Annotated in this window: 13 protein-coding genes; 8 read left to right on the forward strand and 5 right to left on the reverse strand. The window is 43.8% G+C overall.

Translation table 11 applies throughout. The annotated features are described in order from the left end of the window. The first annotated feature begins 37 nt into the window (after positions 1 to 37). Together rapA and JMX75_RS07900 are read left to right on the forward strand one after the other, a co-directional pair. The gene (rapA, locus tag JMX75_RS07895; protein WP_201531910.1) at positions 38 to 2,926 is read left to right on the forward strand and encodes an RNA polymerase-associated protein RapA; all 2,889 of its coding nucleotides are present in this window, start codon (positions 38 to 40) and stop codon (positions 2,924 to 2,926) included. Between the two features lie 244 nt (positions 2,927 to 3,170). Beyond that, a complete protein-coding gene (locus JMX75_RS07900; RefSeq protein ID WP_020444398.1) occupies positions 3,171 to 4,073 on the forward strand; it encodes an acyl-CoA thioesterase in 903 nt (300 codons plus the stop codon). A gap of 219 nt (positions 4,074 to 4,292) precedes the next feature. Here JMX75_RS07900 and mutY read toward each other — a convergent pair whose 3' ends face one another. The 4 genes from mutY to JMX75_RS07920 form a co-directional block, all read right to left on the reverse strand. Continuing rightward, the gene (gene mutY / locus JMX75_RS07905; protein WP_201531911.1) at positions 4,293 to 5,561 is read right to left on the reverse strand and encodes an A/G-specific adenine glycosylase; all 1,269 of its coding nucleotides are present in this window, start codon (positions 5,559 to 5,561) and stop codon (positions 4,293 to 4,295) included. A gap of 243 nt (positions 5,562 to 5,804) precedes the next feature. Then, positions 5,805 to 6,761, reverse strand: coding sequence for a ribosome biogenesis GTPase YlqF (gene ylqF / locus JMX75_RS07910; RefSeq protein WP_133104898.1), 957 nt, complete (start codon positions 6,759 to 6,761; stop codon positions 5,805 to 5,807). A 156-nt stretch (positions 6,762 to 6,917) separates the two neighbouring features. Continuing rightward, positions 6,918 to 10,016 (reverse strand): DUF2339 domain-containing protein, encoded by a 3,099-nt coding sequence (locus JMX75_RS07915; protein ID WP_201531912.1) that lies wholly within the window; start codon positions 10,014 to 10,016, stop codon positions 6,918 to 6,920. Between the two features lie 152 nt (positions 10,017 to 10,168). Beyond that, entirely contained in the window at positions 10,169 to 10,906 is a 738-nt protein-coding gene (locus tag JMX75_RS07920; RefSeq protein ID WP_201531913.1) for a dienelactone hydrolase family protein, read from the reverse strand. Positions 10,907 to 11,066: 160 nt separating this feature from the next. Here JMX75_RS07920 and JMX75_RS07925 point away from each other — a divergent pair, with 160 nt between their 5' ends. Beyond that, positions 11,067 to 11,630 (forward strand): YcgN family cysteine cluster protein, encoded by a 564-nt coding sequence (locus JMX75_RS07925; RefSeq protein ID WP_201531914.1) that lies wholly within the window; start codon positions 11,067 to 11,069, stop codon positions 11,628 to 11,630. Positions 11,631 to 11,682: 52 nt separating this feature from the next. On the opposite strand, the gene JMX75_RS07930 is transcribed toward JMX75_RS07925, so the two are convergent. Further along, positions 11,683 to 13,026, reverse strand: coding sequence for a DUF4105 domain-containing protein (locus JMX75_RS07930; RefSeq protein ID WP_201531915.1), 1,344 nt, complete (start codon positions 13,024 to 13,026; stop codon positions 11,683 to 11,685). Positions 13,027 to 13,302: 276 nt separating this feature from the next. On the opposite strand from JMX75_RS07930, the gene JMX75_RS07935 reads away from it, so the two are divergent. The 5 genes from JMX75_RS07935 to JMX75_RS07955 all read left to right on the forward strand — a co-directional run bounded on the left by JMX75_RS07935 (position 13,303) and on the right by JMX75_RS07955 (position 20,677). After that, entirely contained in the window at positions 13,303 to 14,202 is a 900-nt protein-coding gene (locus tag JMX75_RS07935) for an HlyC/CorC family transporter (RefSeq protein ID WP_011514586.1), read from the forward strand. A gap of 319 nt (positions 14,203 to 14,521) precedes the next feature. Continuing rightward, positions 14,522 to 16,096: an apolipoprotein N-acyltransferase gene (lnt, locus tag JMX75_RS07940; protein WP_201531916.1), complete on the forward strand. Its 1,575-nt coding sequence runs from the start codon at positions 14,522 to 14,524 to the stop codon at positions 16,094 to 16,096. Positions 16,097 to 16,232: 136 nt separating this feature from the next. After that, positions 16,233 to 16,658 (forward strand): hypothetical protein, encoded by a 426-nt coding sequence (locus tag JMX75_RS07945; RefSeq protein ID WP_201531917.1) that lies wholly within the window; start codon positions 16,233 to 16,235, stop codon positions 16,656 to 16,658. Positions 16,659 to 16,936: 278 nt separating this feature from the next. After that, positions 16,937 to 18,499, forward strand: a complete 1,563-nt coding sequence (locus tag JMX75_RS07950) for a peptide MFS transporter (RefSeq protein ID WP_201531918.1) — start codon at positions 16,937 to 16,939, stop codon at positions 18,497 to 18,499. A gap of 360 nt (positions 18,500 to 18,859) precedes the next feature. Continuing rightward, complete coding sequence (locus JMX75_RS07955) at positions 18,860 to 20,677, forward strand: aminopeptidase P family protein (RefSeq protein ID WP_201531919.1); 1,818 nt, start codon at positions 18,860 to 18,862, stop codon at positions 20,675 to 20,677. The last annotated feature ends 151 nt before the right edge of the window (positions 20,678 to 20,828 follow it).

The following is a 20,828-nucleotide window of genomic DNA, read 5'->3' on the forward strand; positions in this document are numbered from 1 at the left end:
ATTTTCTTATCATCTGAGTACAAAAAGACATCGCCCTATGACTATCTCTATCGCTTCATTGCACAGCACCGAATTCGCCGTTGGTCAACGCTATTTATCTGATACGGAGTCCGAGCTGGGCTTAGGTGTGGTCATCGATGTAGACGACCGATGTGTGCACATTTTATTTCCGCAAAGTGAAGAGACGCGCGTTTATGCAAAAAACTCTGCGCCGTTATCTCGTGTGGTGTTTAAAGTCGGCGATAGTATCTCTGATCAGGCAGGTAAGAGCTATACAGTAAATGCTGTTGAAGAAGTAATGGGCGTGCTCAAATACAGTGTTGATGAGCATGAAAAAGCCATTATGGAAACTCGTCTGGCTGCTAATATTACTTTGGCGAAACCACTTGAGCGTCTGCTGGCAGGTCGTATTGAGCGCAGTGATTGGTACGATTTGCGTCAAGATATTTTGCGTATGCAATCAGCGCTTGCAGGTCACCCGCTCAAGGGCTTAATGGGCGCGCGCGTCGATATCATTGAGCATCAGTTATATATCGCTCATGAAGTCGGCAAACGTATTGCGCCGCGAGTTTTGCTGGCTGATGAAGTCGGTTTGGGTAAAACCATTGAGGCAGGTCTGATTATTCATCAGCAGCTACTGACTGGCAAAGCTGAGCGGGTATTAATCCTTGTACCAGACAGTCTGCAATACCAGTGGATGATTGAGCTGCGCCGCCGCTTTAATCTCAACTTTGCCTTGTTTGATTTGGTGCGTACCGCAGCGATTAAAGAGCACGACCCTGAGCAAAATGTCTTTATGACTGAGCAATGTGTCATCGCTGGTATGGACTTACTCCTTGATCATCCTGACTTGTATGATCAGGCGATGGAAGCAGGGTTTGATTTATTGGTCGTCGATGAAGCGCATCACCTGCATTGGGATGAAGCGCAAGGCGGCAATGATAAGTACGACCTCATTGCAGATTTTGCTGAAGAGACGGCAGGAGTCATGCTATTGACGGCGACACCTGAGCAGCTTGGGGCGCAGAGTCACTTTGCTCGTTTGCGTCTATTAGACCCAGATCGCTTTGATGACTTAGATGAGTTTATCGATGGTCAAGATGCCTTTGCAGAAACGGCAGCCGTTGCCAGCCTATTAATAGAAGATAAACCTTTAAGTGATGGTCAAATTGCCGCACTGAGTAGTTTGCTGACGATTAGTATCGATGAATTAGCAACGATTAACGAAGACGAAAAACTCCGTACTTATGCCCTAAATGAATTGCTAGATCGCCATGGTACGGGACGTATTTTATTCCGTAATACCCGTGAAAGTGTGAAAGGTTTTTATGGTCGTAGTAGTCAGCCTTATCCACTGCCATTACCTGAAGCATGGGTCGACAGCTATCAAACCAATGGTAAATTGCGTGAACAGCTATGGGGCGAAGAAAATCAACCTGATGGTGGCTGGTTGGAAGACGACCCACGTGTGCCTTGGCTGATTGATATCTTAAAGGGTGAGCTTAAGCACAAAAAAGTACTGTTAATTGCCCGTAGTGGTGCAACCGTTGAAAGCTTGGAAGCGGTATTACGCTTACATGCGGGTATTAAGACTGCTATCTTTACCGAGCAGATGACCTTGCTTGAGCGTGACCAAGCAGCGGCGTTCTTTGCTGATAGTGAAGGCGCACAGATATTATTGTGCTCAGAGATAGGCTCGGAAGGACGTAACTTCCAGTTTGCAAGCCAGCTGATATTATGGGATTTGCCTGCCAATCCAGATACCTTGGAGCAACGTATCGGTCGCCTAGATCGTATCGGGCAGACGCAGCAAATCATGCTACATGTACCTTATGTCCAAGGTACCGCGCAAGAGCGTCTGTATCAGTGGTATAACAATGCGCTAAATATGTTCAATCAGATTTCACCAACAGCGCAGAGCGTACAAGAGCAGTATATCCAAGAGCTAAAACCGATGCTTGAGGGTGCCGATAACGACGTCAATCGTGCAATATTGGCAGATATTATCGCAGAAGCAGCACAGACACGACAGGGACTTGAAACACAATTGCAAGCTGGTCGTGATCGTTTATTAGAATACAACTCATGCCGTCCGCGCGTTGCTGGACGTATCGCTGATGCCATGCGCGATTTTGATGGGCACAATCTATTACCGCAGTTTATCGAGCGCTTTTTTGCCTCAGCCAATATCGAGCACAATATCCAACGCGATGGCTCGTGGGTGATTTCACCGATTGACAGCACTGAGATCAGTGATTATATCGATGGTCTGCCACTCGGTGATGAAGACGGTATGACGTTGACTTTTGAGCGTGAGCAAGCGCTACAACGTGAAGATATTGCCTTTATTACGCATGAACATCCATTGATGCAGGCGATTTATGAGCTAGCAAGTACCAGCACCTTTGGTAATACCACGGTTGCAATGCTAAAAAGTGCTGCGGTACCACAGGGCATGGTGATGTTAGAAGTGAATTTCCGTGTAGAAGCCATTGCACCGAAACTGCTTAACTTGCCTGCAACCTTGAGCACGCAAAATATCCGCGTCTTTATCAGTGAGCAGGGCAGCGATTTGTCAGCGCGTATCAGTGCCGATATGATCATGCCACACATTGAGCGTTTGGATAAAAACCGTGCCCGCCAAGTGATTAAAGTACGCGGCGATGTCATCGAGCAGCGTTATTATGAAGCGGAAGATATTGCTCGTCAGCAGTTGGCTGAGATTGGTGAACAAGCAAGTGCCCGCTTTAGCCAGCAGTGGTCGCGTGAGATCAAACGTCTTAAGCATCTACAAACTATCAATCCAAACGTACGTCCAGCAGAGATTGAGCGTTTAGAGCAGCTAAAAATGCAAGGCGAGCAAGCATTGGCGGGCTTGTCATTGGTGCCAGATTCTATCCGTGTATTGGTGGCAGTAAAACCATAAATTTAATACAATAGTAAAAACGAGGTGTATTTAAGCATCTCGTTTTTATTTATGACTTTTTATCATGAGTTTTCGATAATCCATTTATTGCTCATCTAAAGATTTATCTTGTATATTACTGCTATTGATTTCATATTATTTAAATTAAAACGCCATATCGGCTTAAGCCATATCGTCTTGATATTCTTTGGCGCTTATATCTAGATGCTTGGCGTTATTGATAAAAATAAGGAAAGTAATCGTCATGTCTGATTATTCACAACTAATAGATGAGCTATTGGCTACCGTCGCGCTCATCGAAGTCAGCCCTGATGTATTTGAAGGTAAAAGCCATGACTATGTCGGTGCCCGTATCTTTGGTGGGCAAGTGCTCGCCCAAGCGATCATGGCAGCAGCGCATACGCTTGATGAGGATAAACCTTGTCATTCATTGCATGGGTATTTTTTGCGCGGCGGTGATATTAACCAGCCGGTGATTTATCAAGTGCGCCGCTTACGTGATGGGCGTAGTTTGTCCGCGCGCGAAGTAACAGCGATTCAGTATAAGCAAGTACGTGGTAAGCCGCCGGTTGAGCAAGTGATATTTTCAATGATTGCTTCTTTTTCACCGATGGAAGAGGGCTTAGAGTATCAAGAAGATATGCCTGTCTATCCACCGCCTGAAGACTTACTTGCGGAGCAGGATCTAAAAGAAGACTATGTTGGTAAAGTTCCAGAGGCATTAAAATCTCGTTTTATGCGCCGTCGTCATATCGAGATTAAACCAGTGAAACCGCGTGACCCGATCCATCCGGAACCAATGAAACCTAAGCAAGCGAACTGGCTGCGTATCCGCGAGCTTGGCAATCAACCCGTCGCGATTCAGCAAGCATTACTGGCATTTTCCTCTGATTTTTATTTGGTTGGCACGGGGCTGATGTCACATGGTATTAGCTTTATGACCAGCGGCTTGCAAGCTGCTAGTATCGACCATTCGATGCATTTTCATCGTCACTTTGACTTAAATGATTGGCTGTTATACGACATGTGGAGTGATACGACATCCAATGCGATGGGACTCAATCATGGTCAGTTTTGGCAAGATGGGAAGTTGGTGGCGACGGTACAACAAGAAGGCTTAATGCGTCTGCGTGTACCGAAATCTTAAGTTTTTGATAAAGAAAAGAGCGACTCAAGATTCTTCTAAGTCGCTCTTTTTATGATATACAGTCTTTATTTTATAGTTAAAAAGTCTCAAAAACGCTACAGTGCTGCTGATATAAATTTTTTGCAGCCTCTGTCTGCGTAGGCACAGCAAGCAAGAAAAATGAATATCAGCAGTACTTGATGTATCGATATTACTTTTCTCTGACTATAGATGTTTTTTTCAGTGACTATGTGCAAAGGCTTGTTCTAAAATTTTAACCATTGCTCGTGGCAATCCTAGTGTTTCCTGCGCATCATTAGCGTTTAACCAGTTAATATTAATTTCAGCTGCTTGTAATGCCTTGGTTATCTCAGTTACCTGTTTATCGTTTAAAGTTACTGATTGCGGGGTTAAATACCAATGAAAATGGGTCAATGAATGTTTGATAGGCGAATCATCGAGTAATGTGTTGCTGATTGATTTTGCGCTCAATTTATTTTTGTTCAGCCACTCATTAATAATTTGCTCAGCAGTGGTAAATTCTGTCTCGTATATTTTTTCATTACTAGCTACTTCTAAAAGCTGATTATCATTCGCTGCAATTGGTTCCTTGTTTTTATTCTTGTCAGCATCCTTCAAAGCAACTTTTCCGCTAATTTTTTCTATAAATGCTAGCGGCAAACTCCACAGTCCGCCCCAAATACCATTGTCAGGGCGCTGTAGCCAAAGTATTTCGCCATTTTCGTTTTCAATAAGCAGTGCATTACTAAATTTACTCGGTTTAGGCTGTTTCTTAGCCTTCACTGGATAGTCCGTTTCACGACCTTGCGCATGTGCCAAACAGTCGTCTTGTAGTGGACATAGTAGACAAGCAGGCTTGCTACGCGTGCATAAAGTTGCACCCATATCCATCATCGCTTGCGCAAACAATCCTGATTGTTCTCTAGGCGTTAAACGCTCTGCCAATGCCCATAAATCTTTAGTCGTCGCGGACTTAGTGATGTCACCATCAATTGCTGCCCAGCGTGTCAAGACACGTTTAACGTTGCCATCGCAGATGACGCCATAACGATGCAAGCCCATTGACATAATCGCCCCAGCAGTCGATGGCCCGACGCCAGATATGGCTTCCCACCCTGCTAGCGTCTGCGGAAAGTCGCCCGTCTCATCAATGACTTCGACCAGTTGTTTCGCGCCTTTATGCAAATTACGCGCGCGCGCATAATAACCAAGTCCTGCCCAATGCTCCGCAACCGTATCCCATTCTGCGGCTGCTAAATCTTGTACCGTTGGAAACGATGCCATAAAACGGGCAAAGTAGGGCAGTACCGTCGTTACTTGCGTTTGCTGGAGCATGACTTCGGATAGCCAGACGATATAAGGATTGGGCGCGTCGGTTTGGTGCTGCTGCCAAGGTAGGTCATGGCGACCGTTTTCGGCGAACCAATCGAGTAGGCGCGGGGCGAATGCGTCTAAAGAAGTTAATGAGTGAGAAAATTGAGTATGCAAGAGTATTCCTTGTAAATTTAACAGGGATATATAAAATTTGGGATTAAGGTTATTTATGGGGTGTAATACGATTGATACAAGACAACAGTAGGTGAGCTTAGTTGTGAGGATCATTGGATAAAATGGCAATTAACTGTATTGTTTGCCAAGTGAGATTGTGAGGATTTTCAGATAAGTTAAAGGTGAATTATAAAGATAAAACAGGTGCGCTAGGCGCACCCTACGAGCTATATTAATTAGCGTCTACTTCCGATTCTTCCGCGTTTTAAGGCGACGCAAGCGTTTCTCTTCTTCTTTAGCGATTCTTTTTTCTTCTGACGCGATGCGTTGCTCAGCGACGACAACTTCTTCAGCCTCAGTCATAGCAGGCGTCTCCAAAGTGATACGCCCAATCTTACCGCTACGCAGCTCATTCACTAGGATTTCAGACATCCGGTACGTATCGACTTTATTACCCGCGCGCACGCAGCCGCGATTGCGACCAGCTATTTCAAAGAACTCCCAATCGGTCTTAGGCAGTTCTTCAATTTTATAGCGGGTTTTTAGCAGCTCAGGATAGGCGGTTAATAAATACTCAGCGGTATAACCGGCAACATCCGCAAAATCAAACGCCGTATCACGAATGCCGCCTGTTGCTGCCAAGCGATAGCCAGAGTTTTCGTTTTCAACTTTTGGCCACAGCATACCGGGTGTGTCATAGAGCATGATGTCATCGTCAAGTTTAATCAATTGCTGCGACTTGGTGACCGCTGGCTCGTCACCAGTTCTTGCCACGGCGCGTCCAGCCAAAGTATTAATCAAAGTCGATTTACCGACATTTGGAATCCCCATAATCATGGCTTTGATTTGGCGACCGGTACCAACTTTATTGGGAACGAGTTGTTTACAGATAGCAATGATACGTTTTACATCATTGGCTTTATCAGTATCGCAAGCAATGGCTTTAACACCGTTTTGCTGCTCAAGATAATCCATCCATGCTTGGGTCAGCTCAGGATCAGCAAGGTCAGCTTTATTTAAGATTTTGATAACCGGTTTTTCGCCACGTAATGCTGCAACCATCGGGTTCTCACTACTATAAGGAATACGTGCATCAATCACTTCGATAACCACATCCATCTGCGGCATGATTTCTTTGATTTCGTTACGGGCTTTGTTCATATGCCCAGGGAACCACTGAATACTTACTCTCTTATCCATCTGCTTTCATAACCTTTTATAAAAAATGCTCAAAGTAAGACGATCGTCATTTACTTTTCATGGTGTTCAGTTTACTACATAAGCCACGTACGGATGCTAAAAAGTAACAATGCTAATAGTGCTCACGCTATAATTTCAATTTACTCTAATAAGAAACTATGATTCGACCTGTTCTGCTGTTCCATCACGCGCCGGCGGCAACGGTGCCAAATAACCAATCAATAAAATCAAACTACCCGCACCAAGGAAAGAAATCACTCGCCAAATTGCCTCAGTCTGTGACAAGTCAACTAAGACCAATTTTAAGACCACAATACCCAATAAGCCAATGCCCATAAACCATAGCGCGCGCTGCCAATAGCGACTGGCAATAATGGTGGCGACCAATGCCAGTAGCGTCCATAAAATCGTCAGTCCTGTCTGTACTTGCTCGCTACGCCATGCGCCGCCAGTATGATCGTATGAGTCAGCTATCCATAGCGGCGTATGAATAAAGGCGTGCAGCGTTCTGACCAGCATACTAGAGAGTATCCAAAAGCTAATCAGCGCTAGTACGATCAACAACGTGTCACTCTTACGAATGGCGCTAAATAGACTTTGCGAGTGCGCGCCACGTTGACGCAATAAATAAACGCCCAATCCATAAAACAACACCAGCCACAACGTCACATCATACAAGTTAAGTAGTGGAAAATAGGGCAGTCCCCAAATCACCCCATCATAGGTGAAATTGGTAAAAATGACCCAGCACAGTGTTAATGGCACAAATATTTTGGCGCAACCTAATAGTGCACGTTGCCAGTCAAACCAATATAGAGAGAGCGGTGAAGATGAATTTTTCGTCTGATTATTATTTTGCTGACGATGCGTCAACCAGAGTCCAACTAGCATAAGCGCAACCGGCACAAGGATGGTCATCACGCCTTTTGAATCAGGCAATCCATAATGTACTGCTTCTACCAAAATGATGATTCCAGTACCAAGCCAGCTTGCGCTATCGTAACCTTTTAATTCTGTACCGTTATTGTCGTCGTTATTAGCATTGTTATGCCACGTCTTTAGCCATAATTGACCAAGAATCAGCCAGCCGATGAACAACGTCATAAATATCGACCAATAAAAGGCTGTCCATTGATAGTCAAATTCATATTGTTGTGGCAGTTGTAAGATCAGCATCGCATAAAATAACAGTAGCAAACCATGGCTAAATTGTCTGATTTCTCGCCATGAACGATATTGATTGATAAAATAATAAATAATCATGCTAACGACACTTGCTAAGGCAATAAGCGTCGATGTTGCCAATTGCCAGTTTGCAAGCCATTGGTCAAAATCGAGGACTAACACATACAGCAGCCAACCCACCGCAGTGAGCGTTAACAGCCGTATCAAAGAAAGACGTTGCCAAATAATTTTAAACGCGATACTTTGGTTGTTGATACTTTCAAACCATTGCTGAGTTGCTGTCTCGCTAATGCCTAACGCTTTGCCGTATTCGGACAGCGTATTATTGGCATTAGGCTGATTTTTAGAATCGTGGACAGATGGCATTGAGCCTTGTGTCGCTGTCATAGGTAATGAAATAGGCGAATTGCTGGCACGTAAGATAAAGACGCTGGCAATTGCACTGATGGCAGAAATGGTTAATGCGAGTGTTGGATAGTAATCAAGGGTAATGACAAAGGTATTTGATAACATACCAATGCTAATTAGCTGCAATACTAAACCCAATAATACTGACCATGCACGAAGAGAACGCCTGCCAAACCATACCAGCGCTAAGCCTTGCACCGACCAGCCGAAGGCAATCCATTCTGCATTTAATGCCAGCGGAATCACTAATGCCAAAAAGCCAAAGCCTAATGCCAGCATCCCTTCCGTAATCAATGCATAACGCTGACTGCGCTGAATAAACGTCCAGCCAAGCCCTAAGTATACAACTGCTAAAACTGCGCTAGTTAGGGTTAAAGCGTGATTGATATCGTACAGTAACGCTGAAAATAAACCAAACGCCATTAGCGGTACAGAGAACAGCAGCCCAATATCAATAGGAAACACATAGCTGGCATGCTGACTCTTAATATCAACAGTCTGGTCGGTATCAGTAGCAATAACGGTAGTGGCGTCACTATTGTCATAAGAAATAGCATCATTGTAAGCAATGATTTGCTGTGCATAGCGAATGACGACGAATAGATACAGCAGTACATGTAGCGCGACGAGTAATACCAATGTCCAACGCTGATTTTCTATAACTACCGCTAAATTTTCAGTCAATCCCAAGTAGTATGCCAGCCCAAATGTTACACTCGCGCCAAATAAATTGAGCACCTTCCATGGGCGATAATGAGCAATAACTGCAATGGTAATATTTAATAACAAGTAATAGCTAAATAATACCGTTAAGCTGCCAGTATCTTTACTGGTCAAAATCGGTGCAAAGAATCCACCGGATAATGCTAATAATGCCAAAGGAAAAGCGTTTTGGCGTACCGCTAAAGCAACCGTGACTGCTGATAATATGCCAAGCGCTATGAAGCTTGGCAGACTACCAATCACCTGATAGACGCTATAGGCAAAAAACGTGGTCAAATAAGTAATGGCTAAGCCAGTACCTTGTAAGCTAATACCATAGGCAAAGCGTTTTGCCGCTAGCTTTAAGCCTAATCCTGCTAATCCTAATCCTACGATAATAATGCCTGTCAGCTTGACGCCAATAGGTACTTGGATATAGTCGCTTAATAAGCGCAGCAGTAAAACCACGCCGACCAGTAAAACCAATACCCCAACTCGCACCACTAAATTGCCACCCAAAAACCAATTTTGAATCGAATGAAGAAGTGAGGTAACAATAGGAAATGAGCGCTCGTCAGGTTCTATCGGCGCATTAGCAGCTTTATCGGTCAAAGGCTGACTATTGGAAACTGATGATTTTTTTGCAGATGTTGATACAAAGTTATTTGATAGAGGATTAGAAGATAAAGCACTAAGTGGTAATGGTGGCGGCATTGATTTTTCTGTTGATGACAATGCATCATCACTAGGTGATTCGATGTCAAATATACTTTTTACAGCAGTACCTTTTGCAGTAGTGGTACTATTCTTTTTCTGCTCAAGCTCGCTCTTTAGCTGCGCCATGTCTTGACGCAGTTGTGCCAATTGCTGATGTAGCCTAATATAAAGAGCAATCATAATTACTATTAAAGTAATTACAACCAGCCAACCTAAAGAACCCATCAAAAAATATAGCATCATTCCCACTCAATCTGTCTGTCATTGAGTGATAATGACGCTATTTGATTGTAAGCACAAGAGTGACGCACCCAACACGCCACAAATGAGATTATTCAAAGACATTTAAAGGGCTTAAATAAGCTTATTGAATGTCAAAGTAGTATAAAAAGCTATTATGCCAAATTATCTTTCATAAACTCTAGCATATTGTCCCAGCTCTGTTTAGCCGCCGTCTCGTTGTAACCAAGATCAACATCATTTTTCGCTGCACGCTCATCGGCATGTGGGTTGGTAAAGCCATGCTTAGCACCATCATAAACATCAATAGTGTAATCAACATTAGCGGCATCTAGCTCTGACTTAAGACCTTCTATCGCATCCATAGATACCATAGAGTCATCACGACCATGAGCAACCAATACTTTAGCAGTGAACTGCTCATCGGCAGGCTGCTTCGGTGATGGGTTGCCGTGGAAGGTAGCGACTGCTTTTAATGGCATACCTTCGCGCGCCATATCAAGGACGATTTTGCCACCAAAGCAATAGCCAATCGCACCTAAGTTGTCGCTATCAACGGCTAGCTGATCACTAAAGTCATTGAGAATCAACCGGCAGCGTGCCATTAGCATATCTTGATCGGCTAATACTTGCTCCATCCACATATTTGCTTGTGCAGCATCAGAAGTCAGTTTGCCTTCACCATATACGTCCATAGCGACCGCGGCGTAGCCTGCTTTTGCTAAGCGTTCAGTGACATTCTTTGGATGCTCGACTACGCCCCACCATTCGGGCGCGACCAAAATGCCAGCGACAGGATTATCATCTGTCGCATTTTCTGGTAATGCGACATAGCTAATCAATTGAATACCATTTTCAGTGGTACTGATTAATTCAAACGTCTTAATTGACATAGTGTTGTCCTTTTTTAGGTAATGAAATTTACGTTATAAGTATCAGATATCTGTATTTTTTGAGTGATCTATTTGCTGACCTTTACTACCATAACGCCCAACTTAGTCAAAAACAGCTATAATACTGTAACGCTCTTTGTCAAAATGATACGGCAGTTTTATGACCCTAAATTTGTTAAATAACGATAAATCCCATTTAAGAGCTGCTACGGACACGCCTTTATTATTTGAAGGCGGCTCGACTGAATCACTGCGCCCGCAGTTTTGGTCACGCTATACGCTAGCAGAATTAAACCCTAGCGAATGGGAAGCCTTGTGTGATGGTTGCGGCAGTTGCTGCTTGATTAAATATATTGATGAGGACGAGCAGGGTAATGTTGATGAAGATTTGGTGGAATATACTGATGTAACCTGCCAGCTAATGGACTGTGCGACTGGCTATTGCACGCATTATGCGACACGCCAAGAGCATGTGCCAGATTGCATTCAGCTGACGATTGAAAATCTGCCAAATATGATGTGGCTACCGTCGCACTGTGCCTATAAACGCTTATATAAAGGGCAAAGCTTGCCAAATTGGCATTTATTATTGACTCAAGATGCAGTGGCAACTCAGCAACAAATGCGCGCTGCCAATGTCGGCGTAGCAGGGCGCTGCGTGACTGAGATCGGTATGGATGATGAAGAGATGGAAACGCGCGTGGTAAATTGGGTAAAGCCTTAATAAGCTCTGATCTTTTTATTGTTGAAAGCTTTAATCTCTTGTAGCAGTGATATCAATGTGAAGCCTGAGCGGCAGATTTAGCATTTGCTTCGGCAATATTTTGCGAATCAGCCAATGGCGGAATAGGAATGCTTTGTCGAATTTGTCGTGAAAATTCGCTGCCACGAATATCACCACTATTCTGAAATCCTTTAACCTTTGGATTGATATGGGTGCGCTCATACCAGGTATCCATCGACCAAGGTTGTCCTCTATTTTCGGGATTGGTATCTAGCATACCGGCATCATAAAGATAATTGGGCAACCAACCAGAGACCCAAATCCGGTAGTCCCATGGCAGACGATCATCACTGACCAGTCGCGCCATATAAAAGATAATATTGGTACAGTTACTGGTTAAAGTGTTGTACCACGCAGGCTTAGAATTAAGCTCATCAGCGGCTGTCAAATATGACTCAAACAATGCTTTGACTTCATGCTGCTGTAGATGGCTAATGGGGAATAAATAGACTTGCTCGCCGCGCGCGTTAGTACGTGTGTATATAATATCGCGCTCTTCAGCGGCAATCAGGCTCAATTCAAAACGTCTAAAAAATCCTGCCAATGCCGAAAACGATTCGCCATTTTCTTTACGAATCTCAAATGAAAAGGCAAGCGGGCGCTCATCTTCAAACCGAAAGCTCACCAAAGTATGAGCAATCAGTGGTCCCATCCAATACGAATTACTCACATCGATACCCGATAGTTTAGACATATCAATCGTGCGCGTCTCCCAGCGCTCTGTCGCTTCTGTGTCGGTATGCCAATCAAAATTTCGTACATTGGTGAGTGTAATCAGATTAGGATTGCTAGGATCGCGCCTATAAGTAACTCTTTCAGAGACTTCTGGCATCCAGTCACGTGATTGCTCTGCTTCAATAGAGAAAAACCAGCCAAGACCGATTAGCCAAAATGCCGTATAAGCGGCTATAAGGCTTTTAGCGACAGTCTTTGCAGAAATACGTTTACTATTCACTTTCCTTATGCCAGTGAGCCTGTTTATCAGTGTCTCAGCCATGCTTATCCGCAATCGAATAGCAAGCAGTGCTGCCAGTAGCCCAATGACAGTAATGGTTGTGAACCACGTGATAACTGATTGACCATCGAATTGATACCAAATCGCTAGCAATAGCCAAACCGCTGACAGTAACAGCGTTAGCGCAATAAAAAATTGCAGCAAATAATATCGCCACTTGGGTTTGGTTGGCTTAGATTTTAGTGGCTTACGATTTGATGGTTTATTCAATGTGCTATTTGCCTTGTCATTATTTAGCTGATGATTGCCTAAGCCATTGTCTGAACGATGACCAGTTGAGTGCGACGAAAATAGGCGAGAAAAAAAGGCACGTAGCGACATAAGGTTTATTTTGCCTTTGTGTTGGCTTTTATTAAGAAAGAAACAGGCTTTGACCATAGCAAAAATTGCAACACACTGACAATACAATTTGAGTGAATTTGACGTTGAATGTCGCCAAGCCTTGCGATAAAGTAAACCTGATTAAGATGGATGATTTGTGCTTTAATATCCTCTTAATGATAAGCTGACTGTTTTATTTAGCCTTTTTATCCCCATCTATCATTTTTATGATTCTAATTGCCATTACATTAATTAAAGAGGTTAACTCACACCATCATGTCTGAAGATGCTCCAAGCCCGAGTAGTTGGTCGATGCGCGGCTTAAAACGCTGGCTATCGACCGCCCCCGAAACCCGAGATGAACTGATACGTTTGGTGCAAGACTCGCGCCAATTTCTAGAACCTGACACCGTGGATATGTTAGAAGGTGTGCTTGATTTGCCTGCAACACAAGTGCGTGAAATCATGACGCCGCGCCCGCAGGTGGTTGGGCTACACGAAAGCGCCAGCCTTGCTGAAGTCATGGACATCATCCTTGAAACCACCCATTCGCGCTATCCGGTTTTTGACAGCCAAGATGATGATGCGGTCATTGGTATTCTGTTGGCAAAAGATTTGATTCCTCTGTTGGTGCACATGGTGCGCGATGAAGAAGAGAAAATCAGTAGCAAGCGCTTAAGAGATTTGGTGCGCCAGCCACTCTATATCAGTGAAAGTGCACGCTCTGATACCTTGTTGCGCTCATTACAGCGTACCCAAGTTCATATGGCGATTGTCGTTGATGAATTTGGCAATTTTGGTGGTGTGGTCACGATGGAGGATTTGCTTGAGGAAATCGTCGGTGACATCGTCGATGAGCATGATGATTTTGATGAAGACAGTGACATTAATAATATCGTCGCTGACCCCGAAAAACCCAACACTTGGCGTGTGCAAGCTTCTACCGTGATTGAAGATTGTAACGATGAGCTTGGCTGTCATTTTGATGATACTGATGTCGATACCATGGGTGGCTTGGTCATGCAGACCCTTGGTCATGTCGGAGATTTAGAAGGTGAGAGCGTGGTCATAGACGATTGGCAAATCACTATTACTGATGTCGAAGGGCGTTTTATTCAAAATCTTGAGCTGACTAAAATTAATCCTGAACAACAAATCTTGATTGGCAGCCATTAAACACTTTGTTGAATAAGTTGAGCCTATTGATTAGAGCTATTAAAGATACGCTTAATAAAGGTCATAACCATACAAAAAACACGATTGCGATCGTGTTTTTTGTTTTTTAGCATTTGTAATCACTCTTTGGTCGATAAATTGGTCGATAAATTGGTCGATAAAACACGCAAATTTACCCATTATTTTGGACAGACTGGTATTATGAGCAAGTTTGATTTTTGACGGCTGTATTGAGCATAATATGCCTGTTTTTATATGAAACGTCGATTGAATCATCAAGATTTGAAATTACTGAATAATAAAGTTTTGGATAACTGCTATGCGTCTGTCTACTGTTGATTTGCAAAAACGTCTAAACCCTGAGAAGCCAAAGGGCTTACCTCTGGTGCTGACGATATTGATTGCGTGGCTGGCAGGCGCAATATTTATCTTTGCACTCGCGCCTTATGGCTTTTGGCCTGTAGCTCTGGTCTCTCCGGCGATTTTATATGCTTTATTATTACCACAGATGAGTGGTAAGCGAGCATTCTTTATTGGTCAGGCTTATGGCACAGGGCTTTGGTGTGTGGGGGCATTTTGGTTATATACTTCTATTCATGTGTATGGTGATACGCCAGTATGGCTTGCGCTGATTATGATTGCGCTAATGGGTCTAGGCATGGGGTTATTCCATGGCTTTTTGGCGCTGACTTTTAATCGGCTGGTTGGCAAGCAGCCGTTATCATTTGCCGCGCTATGGATATTGCAAGAGTGGATGAAGACTTGGTTGTTTACAGGCTTTCCGTGGCTGTTTGTCGGTTATGCGTTTACTGAGCAGTATTGGCTGTCGTCATTGGCACCAGTCGCTGGCGTGTTTGCTGTATCGTTTGTGGCCGTATTATTAGCAGCCAGTATCGTGGAGCAATTTCGCCGTCGCGGTGGTTATCTGATTGCTACGTTTGCGCTATTAATCATTAGTACTTCTTTATGGCTCATCAATCCACAATGGACGAAGCCAAAGGGCACACCTGATTTGTCGGTGTCGTTAATTCAGGGCAATATCCCCCAAGACTTAAAGTGGCTGACTGAATACCAAGTAGAGACGCTAAAAATATATGCAACTTTGACCAGTACAGAATGGGAACGTGATATTGTCGTATGGCCGGAATCTTCTATTCCTATGTTTCAAGATGAAGCGGTTGGTTTTATCAATGAAATGGTAAAAATGGCAAAAGAAACCGATACCACATGGGTCACAGGTATTCCTTATCGAGATCAAGCAGACTTTGATCCAAAAATGGATAAGTACCCGCCGTTTTATAATAGTGTGATTGCGCTTGGTAGTGATGCGGAAGGGATGTATAAAAAGCAGCGTTTGGTCCCATTTGGTGAATATATTCCTTTTGAGGGTATGCTAGATATCTTGCCAAATCTTGCTGGTAGCCAAGATATCATGAGCTATAGCCGCGGTAGTGATAACCAATCACCGCTGCGTGTACGTGGGCATAATCTGGGCGCGGCAGTATGTTATGAAGTTGCTTATCCTGATACCACGCGCAAAAATGCTATCGATACTGACTTTTTATTGACCATCTCAAACGATGCATGGTTTGGCACTTCAGCGGGTCCGCTGCAACATCTGCAAATGGTACAGATGCGCGCGTTAGAGAACGGGCGCTGGTTTATGCGTGCGACCAATACGGGTGTGACCGCTATTATTGACCACAAAGGGCGTATCGTTAAACGTGCCCCACAGTTTGAGCGTACCGTATTACGTGGCGATGTTCAGGCGCGTGTCGGTAACACCCCTTTTATGCGCTTTGGTAATTATCCTATTTTAATCGTGATTGCGCTGCTATTGTTATTGAGCTATCTTGGCAAACGATCGACGCCTCAAACACGTACGATTGAGTAATTACACCGTAAATATACGGTGGCTATCATATTTTTCGATAATAAAATCTTTAATTAGTTGAGGGTTTTAACAAATCGACATAAATTGCGATATAATAGCCCAGTATTTTAAATATTTTGTGCAAGGTGGATAAGGTATGTCAGAACATATTGTCGAAAACAACCCTAAAAAAGAGCTATTGTTGACTTTAGGCGGTGTCGCCTTATTTTTAGGTATCGTCTTATTGATCGGTATTTCTGGTTTCTTGCGCCCAGCGGGAGAGCATATCACTGCTGAAACTATGCCAGCAGTTGAAGCAGAAGCACCTGCAACCGCAACCGAAGAGGCAGCAACTGCTACTGCCCCAGCAGCAGATAATACCGCAGTGGCGACTGCTACTCCCGCAGATGCGACAGTGACCCCAGCAACTGACGCTGATAGTGCCGTTGTTAGTGCAGAAGCAGGTACAGCTACTGCTGAAGGTACAGTAAGTCAAGCGGCAGTTGCCGATGCTGATTTAACAGCAGAACCTGCTGATGGAGTAGCAGCGGAAACTACTGGAAAAGCGCCTGCTGCACAGTAATTTTGCTGTTTTAGAGTGTTAGCATAAATATAGCGATGAGCAAGCTGTCTATAATTAAGTCTCTCAATGTAGCGTTCAGTCTCTACTCAGCACAACCATAAAAACCCCGTTCTCAATCATGGAGAGCGGGGTTTTTTTATGGTTGTTTGTGTAATTATTGACCAATTCTCTCTTTACTTGCTTCCGAGCAGGTGAAACAATATTGCGCCTATAAAACCACTGACTAAAAGAATTAGGAATTGGGGCATTATCTAAGTGGAATTTAAGGGAATAGATTTATGAATATAGAATCAAAATCAGAGGTGAGTGCTGCCGAATTGGCATCACTAGAAAACGGCTTTATGGGACATCCTAAGCCGCTACGCCCGTTATTTTTCACTGAAATGTGGGAGCGTTTTTCTTATTATAGTATCCGTCCGCTACTGGTATTGTTTATGGTAGCGACTGTCGGTAGTGGGGGTTTTGGCTTTGATGAAGTGACTGCCTCTGCCATTTATGGTATTTTTGCCGGTTCGTTGTATTTAGCAGCTGTACCGGGCGGTTGGCTAGCTGATAATTGGCTCGGTCAAGAGCGTGCGCTATGGTGGGGCAGTATTATTATTGCCTTGGGTCATTTGTGTATCGCGCTTTCTGCTATGTTCGGTATGACGCTGTTCTTTATGGGTCTCATCTGTATCGTCTTGGGTTCAGGCTTGTTTAAAACCTGTATCTCAGTGATGGTTGGTGCCTTATACCCTAAGGGCGATTCGCGCCGCGATGGTGGATTTACTTTATTTTATATGGGTATTAACATTGGCGCGCTATTGGCAGCACTGATTGTGGGTGTATTTAAAGAAAAAGGGATGTGGCATATAGGTTTTGGCGTTGGTGGACTTGGTATGTTGGCTTCGCTAATCATTTACCGCTTTTCTGCTAAAAAGACGTTAAATCGTTATGCCAGTGCCAAAAACATCACCCCTGAATGGGAGCAATCGACAGGACTGTTTAAAAACGTCGGTCAGTGGGTTGCAGGATTCTTAGTTTTGCTAGTTGCCATCGTGGTTTTAGTATCCACTGGTATCATGCCATTTAGCCCTGAAATGGTCGCAGAATATATGACTTATGTCATTGCTGCAGTGGTCATCTTATATTTTGCAATAATGGCTATTTCACCGAGACTGGATAAAACAGATAAGCTGCGTTTGTTGATTTGCTTTATTTTGATTATTGGCTCGACGCTATTTTGGTCAAGTTTTGAGCAGCAACCAACGTCTTTTAACTTGTTCGCCGATCGCTATACAGATCTAAATGTCTTAGGGTTTGAAGTACCCAGTATCTGGTTTCAATCATTGAATCCGTTGTTTATCTTAATATTAGCGCCTATAGCTAGTATTTTATGGGTCAAGCTTGGCAATCGAGGTCTTGAGCCAAATAGTATGACGAAGTTTGCGCTTGGTATGTTGCTTGCGGCTGCTGGTTTTGCCTTGATGATATTTGCATCAAAAAGCATCTTAACCGCTGATGGTGGCTTGGCATCACCTTTATGGTTGGTTGGTAGTTTATTACTACTGACGCTTGGTGAGTTGGCACTGAGCCCTGTTGGGTTGTCTGCTATGACGAAGCTTGCGCCAAAAGGTATGCAAGGGCAGATGATGGGACTGTTCTTTGCTTCTGTTGCACTGGGCAATTTAGTTGCGGCATTCTTTGGTGGTCATGTCTCAGCAGATAAGATTGAAGGATTACCCGGATTGTTTACCACTATGACTGTCTTTTTGGTAGTAACGGCAATTATCTTGCTATTATTGGCAAAACCTATCAATAATATGCTCAAACAAAGCGAGCATGCGGATCAAGCCAGCTAGATAACCAGTTATTGATTAGATAAGTGGTCCAATCAGTGACTGATGATAAGACGTGTTACCATTATAGGTAGCACGTCTTATTTTTTAACTTGGCAAGATATTTACCTAAGGCTATTGAAAGCTGACTGTCTGCCCAAACATCTAAGGGTATTGTTTTTACTCTTACGCTTCATCAACCTTGTCTCATTACTATGCAAAATGACTTTGCCTAATATCATTTGCCTAATCTTTGTTATTTTTTAATTCACATGAAGAACCAAAGCAATTTCTCAAATAAGACGGCTATTCATAGTCGCCTCATGTTATTTTTTAAAAACTGTTTTAAATACTAATTTTTAAACACTCATAAGGAATTACCTAATGAATAAACAAGCCATTCATGATCGTATCGAGAGCTTACGTCAAACCCTAGCAGCACAAGACCTGACAGCGATTATTGTCCCTTCTGCTGATCCGCATCTGTCTGAGTATTTACCAGAATATTGGCAGGCGAGGCTTTGGTTGTCAGGATTTACCGGTTCGGTCGGTACATTGGTCGTTACCGCTGACTTTGCTGGTCTGTGGACCGACAGTCGCTACTGGGTACATGCAGCTGAGCAGTTGGATGGCACGGGTATTACTTTAGAGAAGCTAGCACCGGGTCAGCCAAACCATATCGATTGGCTCGCTGCGCATTTGGCGGAAGGTGATAGCGTGGCAGTCGATGGCAATGTACTGTCTATCGCTGAGCAAGATCGCTTGCTTGATGCCTTTGAAGCCAATGATATTACCTTAATTACTGAGCGTGATCTATTGACGGAAGTATGGACTGACCGTCCAGCATTGCCAGCAGCCAGTTTATATGTACATGATGCACAGTTTTTAGCGCAGTCTGCTATCGACAAACTTGCCGCCGTCCGTGTGGGTATGGCAGAGGCAGGGGCGACGCATCATTTGCTCTCGAGCTTGGATGATATTGCTTGGCTGACCAACTTACGCGGCGCTGATGTTGATTATAATCCTGTGTTTTTGGCACATATGCTCATTAGCGAAAACGACGCGACCTTGTTTATTGATAATAATAAAGTCAGTAGCGAGATAGCAAAAAGCTTGAAAGATAGTGGTATCACAATCGCTGATTATGAGGCAGTGCAAGACGCATTAGGTACGCTCACAGCCGATGACTTATTGCTATTAGACCCAAGTAAAGTGGCAGTGGGTACGCTATCTAAAATGGCCGATGGCGTAGGTTTTATTGAGCAAATGGCGCCAAGTACTTTGCTAAAATCGGTTAAATCTGGCGCTGATATCGATCATGTACGTGAAGCGATGCGTCAAGATGGCGCAGCATTATGTGAGTTTTTTGCCACCTTTGAGCAGCGTTTAGCAGACGGTGAGCGTTTGAGTGAGCTGGACGTCGATAGTATGCTCATCAATGTTCGTAGTCAGCAGCCACACTATGTATCACCAAGCTTCCCGACTATCGCAGGTTTCAATGAAAATGGTGCTTTGCCACATTACCGCGCAACACCAGAAAAATTCAGCTATTTAGAGGTAAATGAAGGCGAAGGCGGCTTATTACTGATTGATTCAGGTGCTCAATATCAAAACGGCACCACAGATATCACGCGCGTGGTTGGCATCGGTCAAGTAAGCACGGAACACAAACGCGACTTTACCACCGTACTTAAAGCACATATTGCTTTAGCAAAAGCACATTTTCCTGATGGTATTGCCTCACCACTGATTGATGCGATTTGCCGTGCGCCACTATGGCAAGCGCAGATGGATTATGGTCATGGTACAGGTCACGGCGTTGGTTATTTCCTCAACGTCCATGAAGGTCCACAAGTCATTGCTTATAGTGCCAGCACGCCAAAAGAGCGCGCGATGAAAGAAGGCATGATATCCAGTAATGAGCCGGGTCTATACCGCGAAGGCAAATGGGGTATTCGTATCGAAAACTTGATGGTTAATAAACGTGTTTCTCATCCAGTAGAGACGGAATTTGGTGATTTTCTTAATTTTGAGACTGTTACTTATTGCCCAATTGATACGCGTTTGATTGAGCCGTCATTATTAAGTCAAATAGAGGTCGATTGGCTGAATGACTATCATCGCCAAGTCTATGCAGAGCTAAAAGACCGTGTTGAAGGTGCGGCACTTGAGTGGCTAACGGAGCGTACGCAATCAATATAAGAGGAAGTAGCTTATTTTTAGGTATGTCTCGTCCTAAAATAGATTGATAGTTTTTGCTAAGCCAGATACCCTGAGTATCTGGCTTTTTTGTATTAAGCAGGACATGAATAACCGTCATGTACCTCAGCAGGTGTTCTCATATTTAAACTTA

The organism is Psychrobacter sp. LFX-11D, from assembly GCF_904846475.1.
Lineage (GTDB): Bacteria > Pseudomonadota > Gammaproteobacteria > Pseudomonadales > Moraxellaceae > Psychrobacter > Psychrobacter cryohalolentis.

What these genes read in the sequence shown, in the direction of transcription:
- JMX75_RS07945 (WP_201531917.1), top strand. Translation starts at nt 16,233, where the DNA reads ATGTCAGAACATATTGTCGAAAACAACCCTAAAAAAGAGCTATTGTTG.
- JMX75_RS07900 (WP_020444398.1), top strand. Translation starts at nt 3,171, where the DNA reads ATGTCTGATTATTCACAACTAATAGATGAGCTATTGGCTACCGTCGCG.
- JMX75_RS07955 (WP_201531919.1), top strand. Translation starts at nt 18,860, where the DNA reads ATGAATAAACAAGCCATTCATGATCGTATCGAGAGCTTACGTCAAACC.
- ylqF (WP_133104898.1), bottom strand. Translation starts at nt 6,761, where the DNA reads ATGGATAAGAGAGTAAGTATTCAGTGGTTCCCTGGGCATATGAACAAA.
- JMX75_RS07925 (WP_201531914.1), top strand. Translation starts at nt 11,067, where the DNA reads ATGACCCTAAATTTGTTAAATAACGATAAATCCCATTTAAGAGCTGCT.
- rapA (WP_201531910.1), top strand. Translation starts at nt 38, where the DNA reads ATGACTATCTCTATCGCTTCATTGCACAGCACCGAATTCGCCGTTGGT.
- JMX75_RS07930 (WP_201531915.1), bottom strand. Translation starts at nt 13,026, where the DNA reads ATGTCGCTACGTGCCTTTTTTTCTCGCCTATTTTCGTCGCACTCAACT.
- JMX75_RS07935 (WP_011514586.1), top strand. Translation starts at nt 13,303, where the DNA reads ATGTCTGAAGATGCTCCAAGCCCGAGTAGTTGGTCGATGCGCGGCTTA.
- JMX75_RS07915 (WP_201531912.1), bottom strand. Translation starts at nt 10,016, where the DNA reads ATGATGCTATATTTTTTGATGGGTTCTTTAGGTTGGCTGGTTGTAATT.
- JMX75_RS07950 (WP_201531918.1), top strand. Translation starts at nt 16,937, where the DNA reads ATGAATATAGAATCAAAATCAGAGGTGAGTGCTGCCGAATTGGCATCA.
- lnt (WP_201531916.1), top strand. Translation starts at nt 14,522, where the DNA reads ATGCGTCTGTCTACTGTTGATTTGCAAAAACGTCTAAACCCTGAGAAG.
- JMX75_RS07920 (WP_201531913.1), bottom strand. Translation starts at nt 10,906, where the DNA reads ATGTCAATTAAGACGTTTGAATTAATCAGTACCACTGAAAATGGTATT.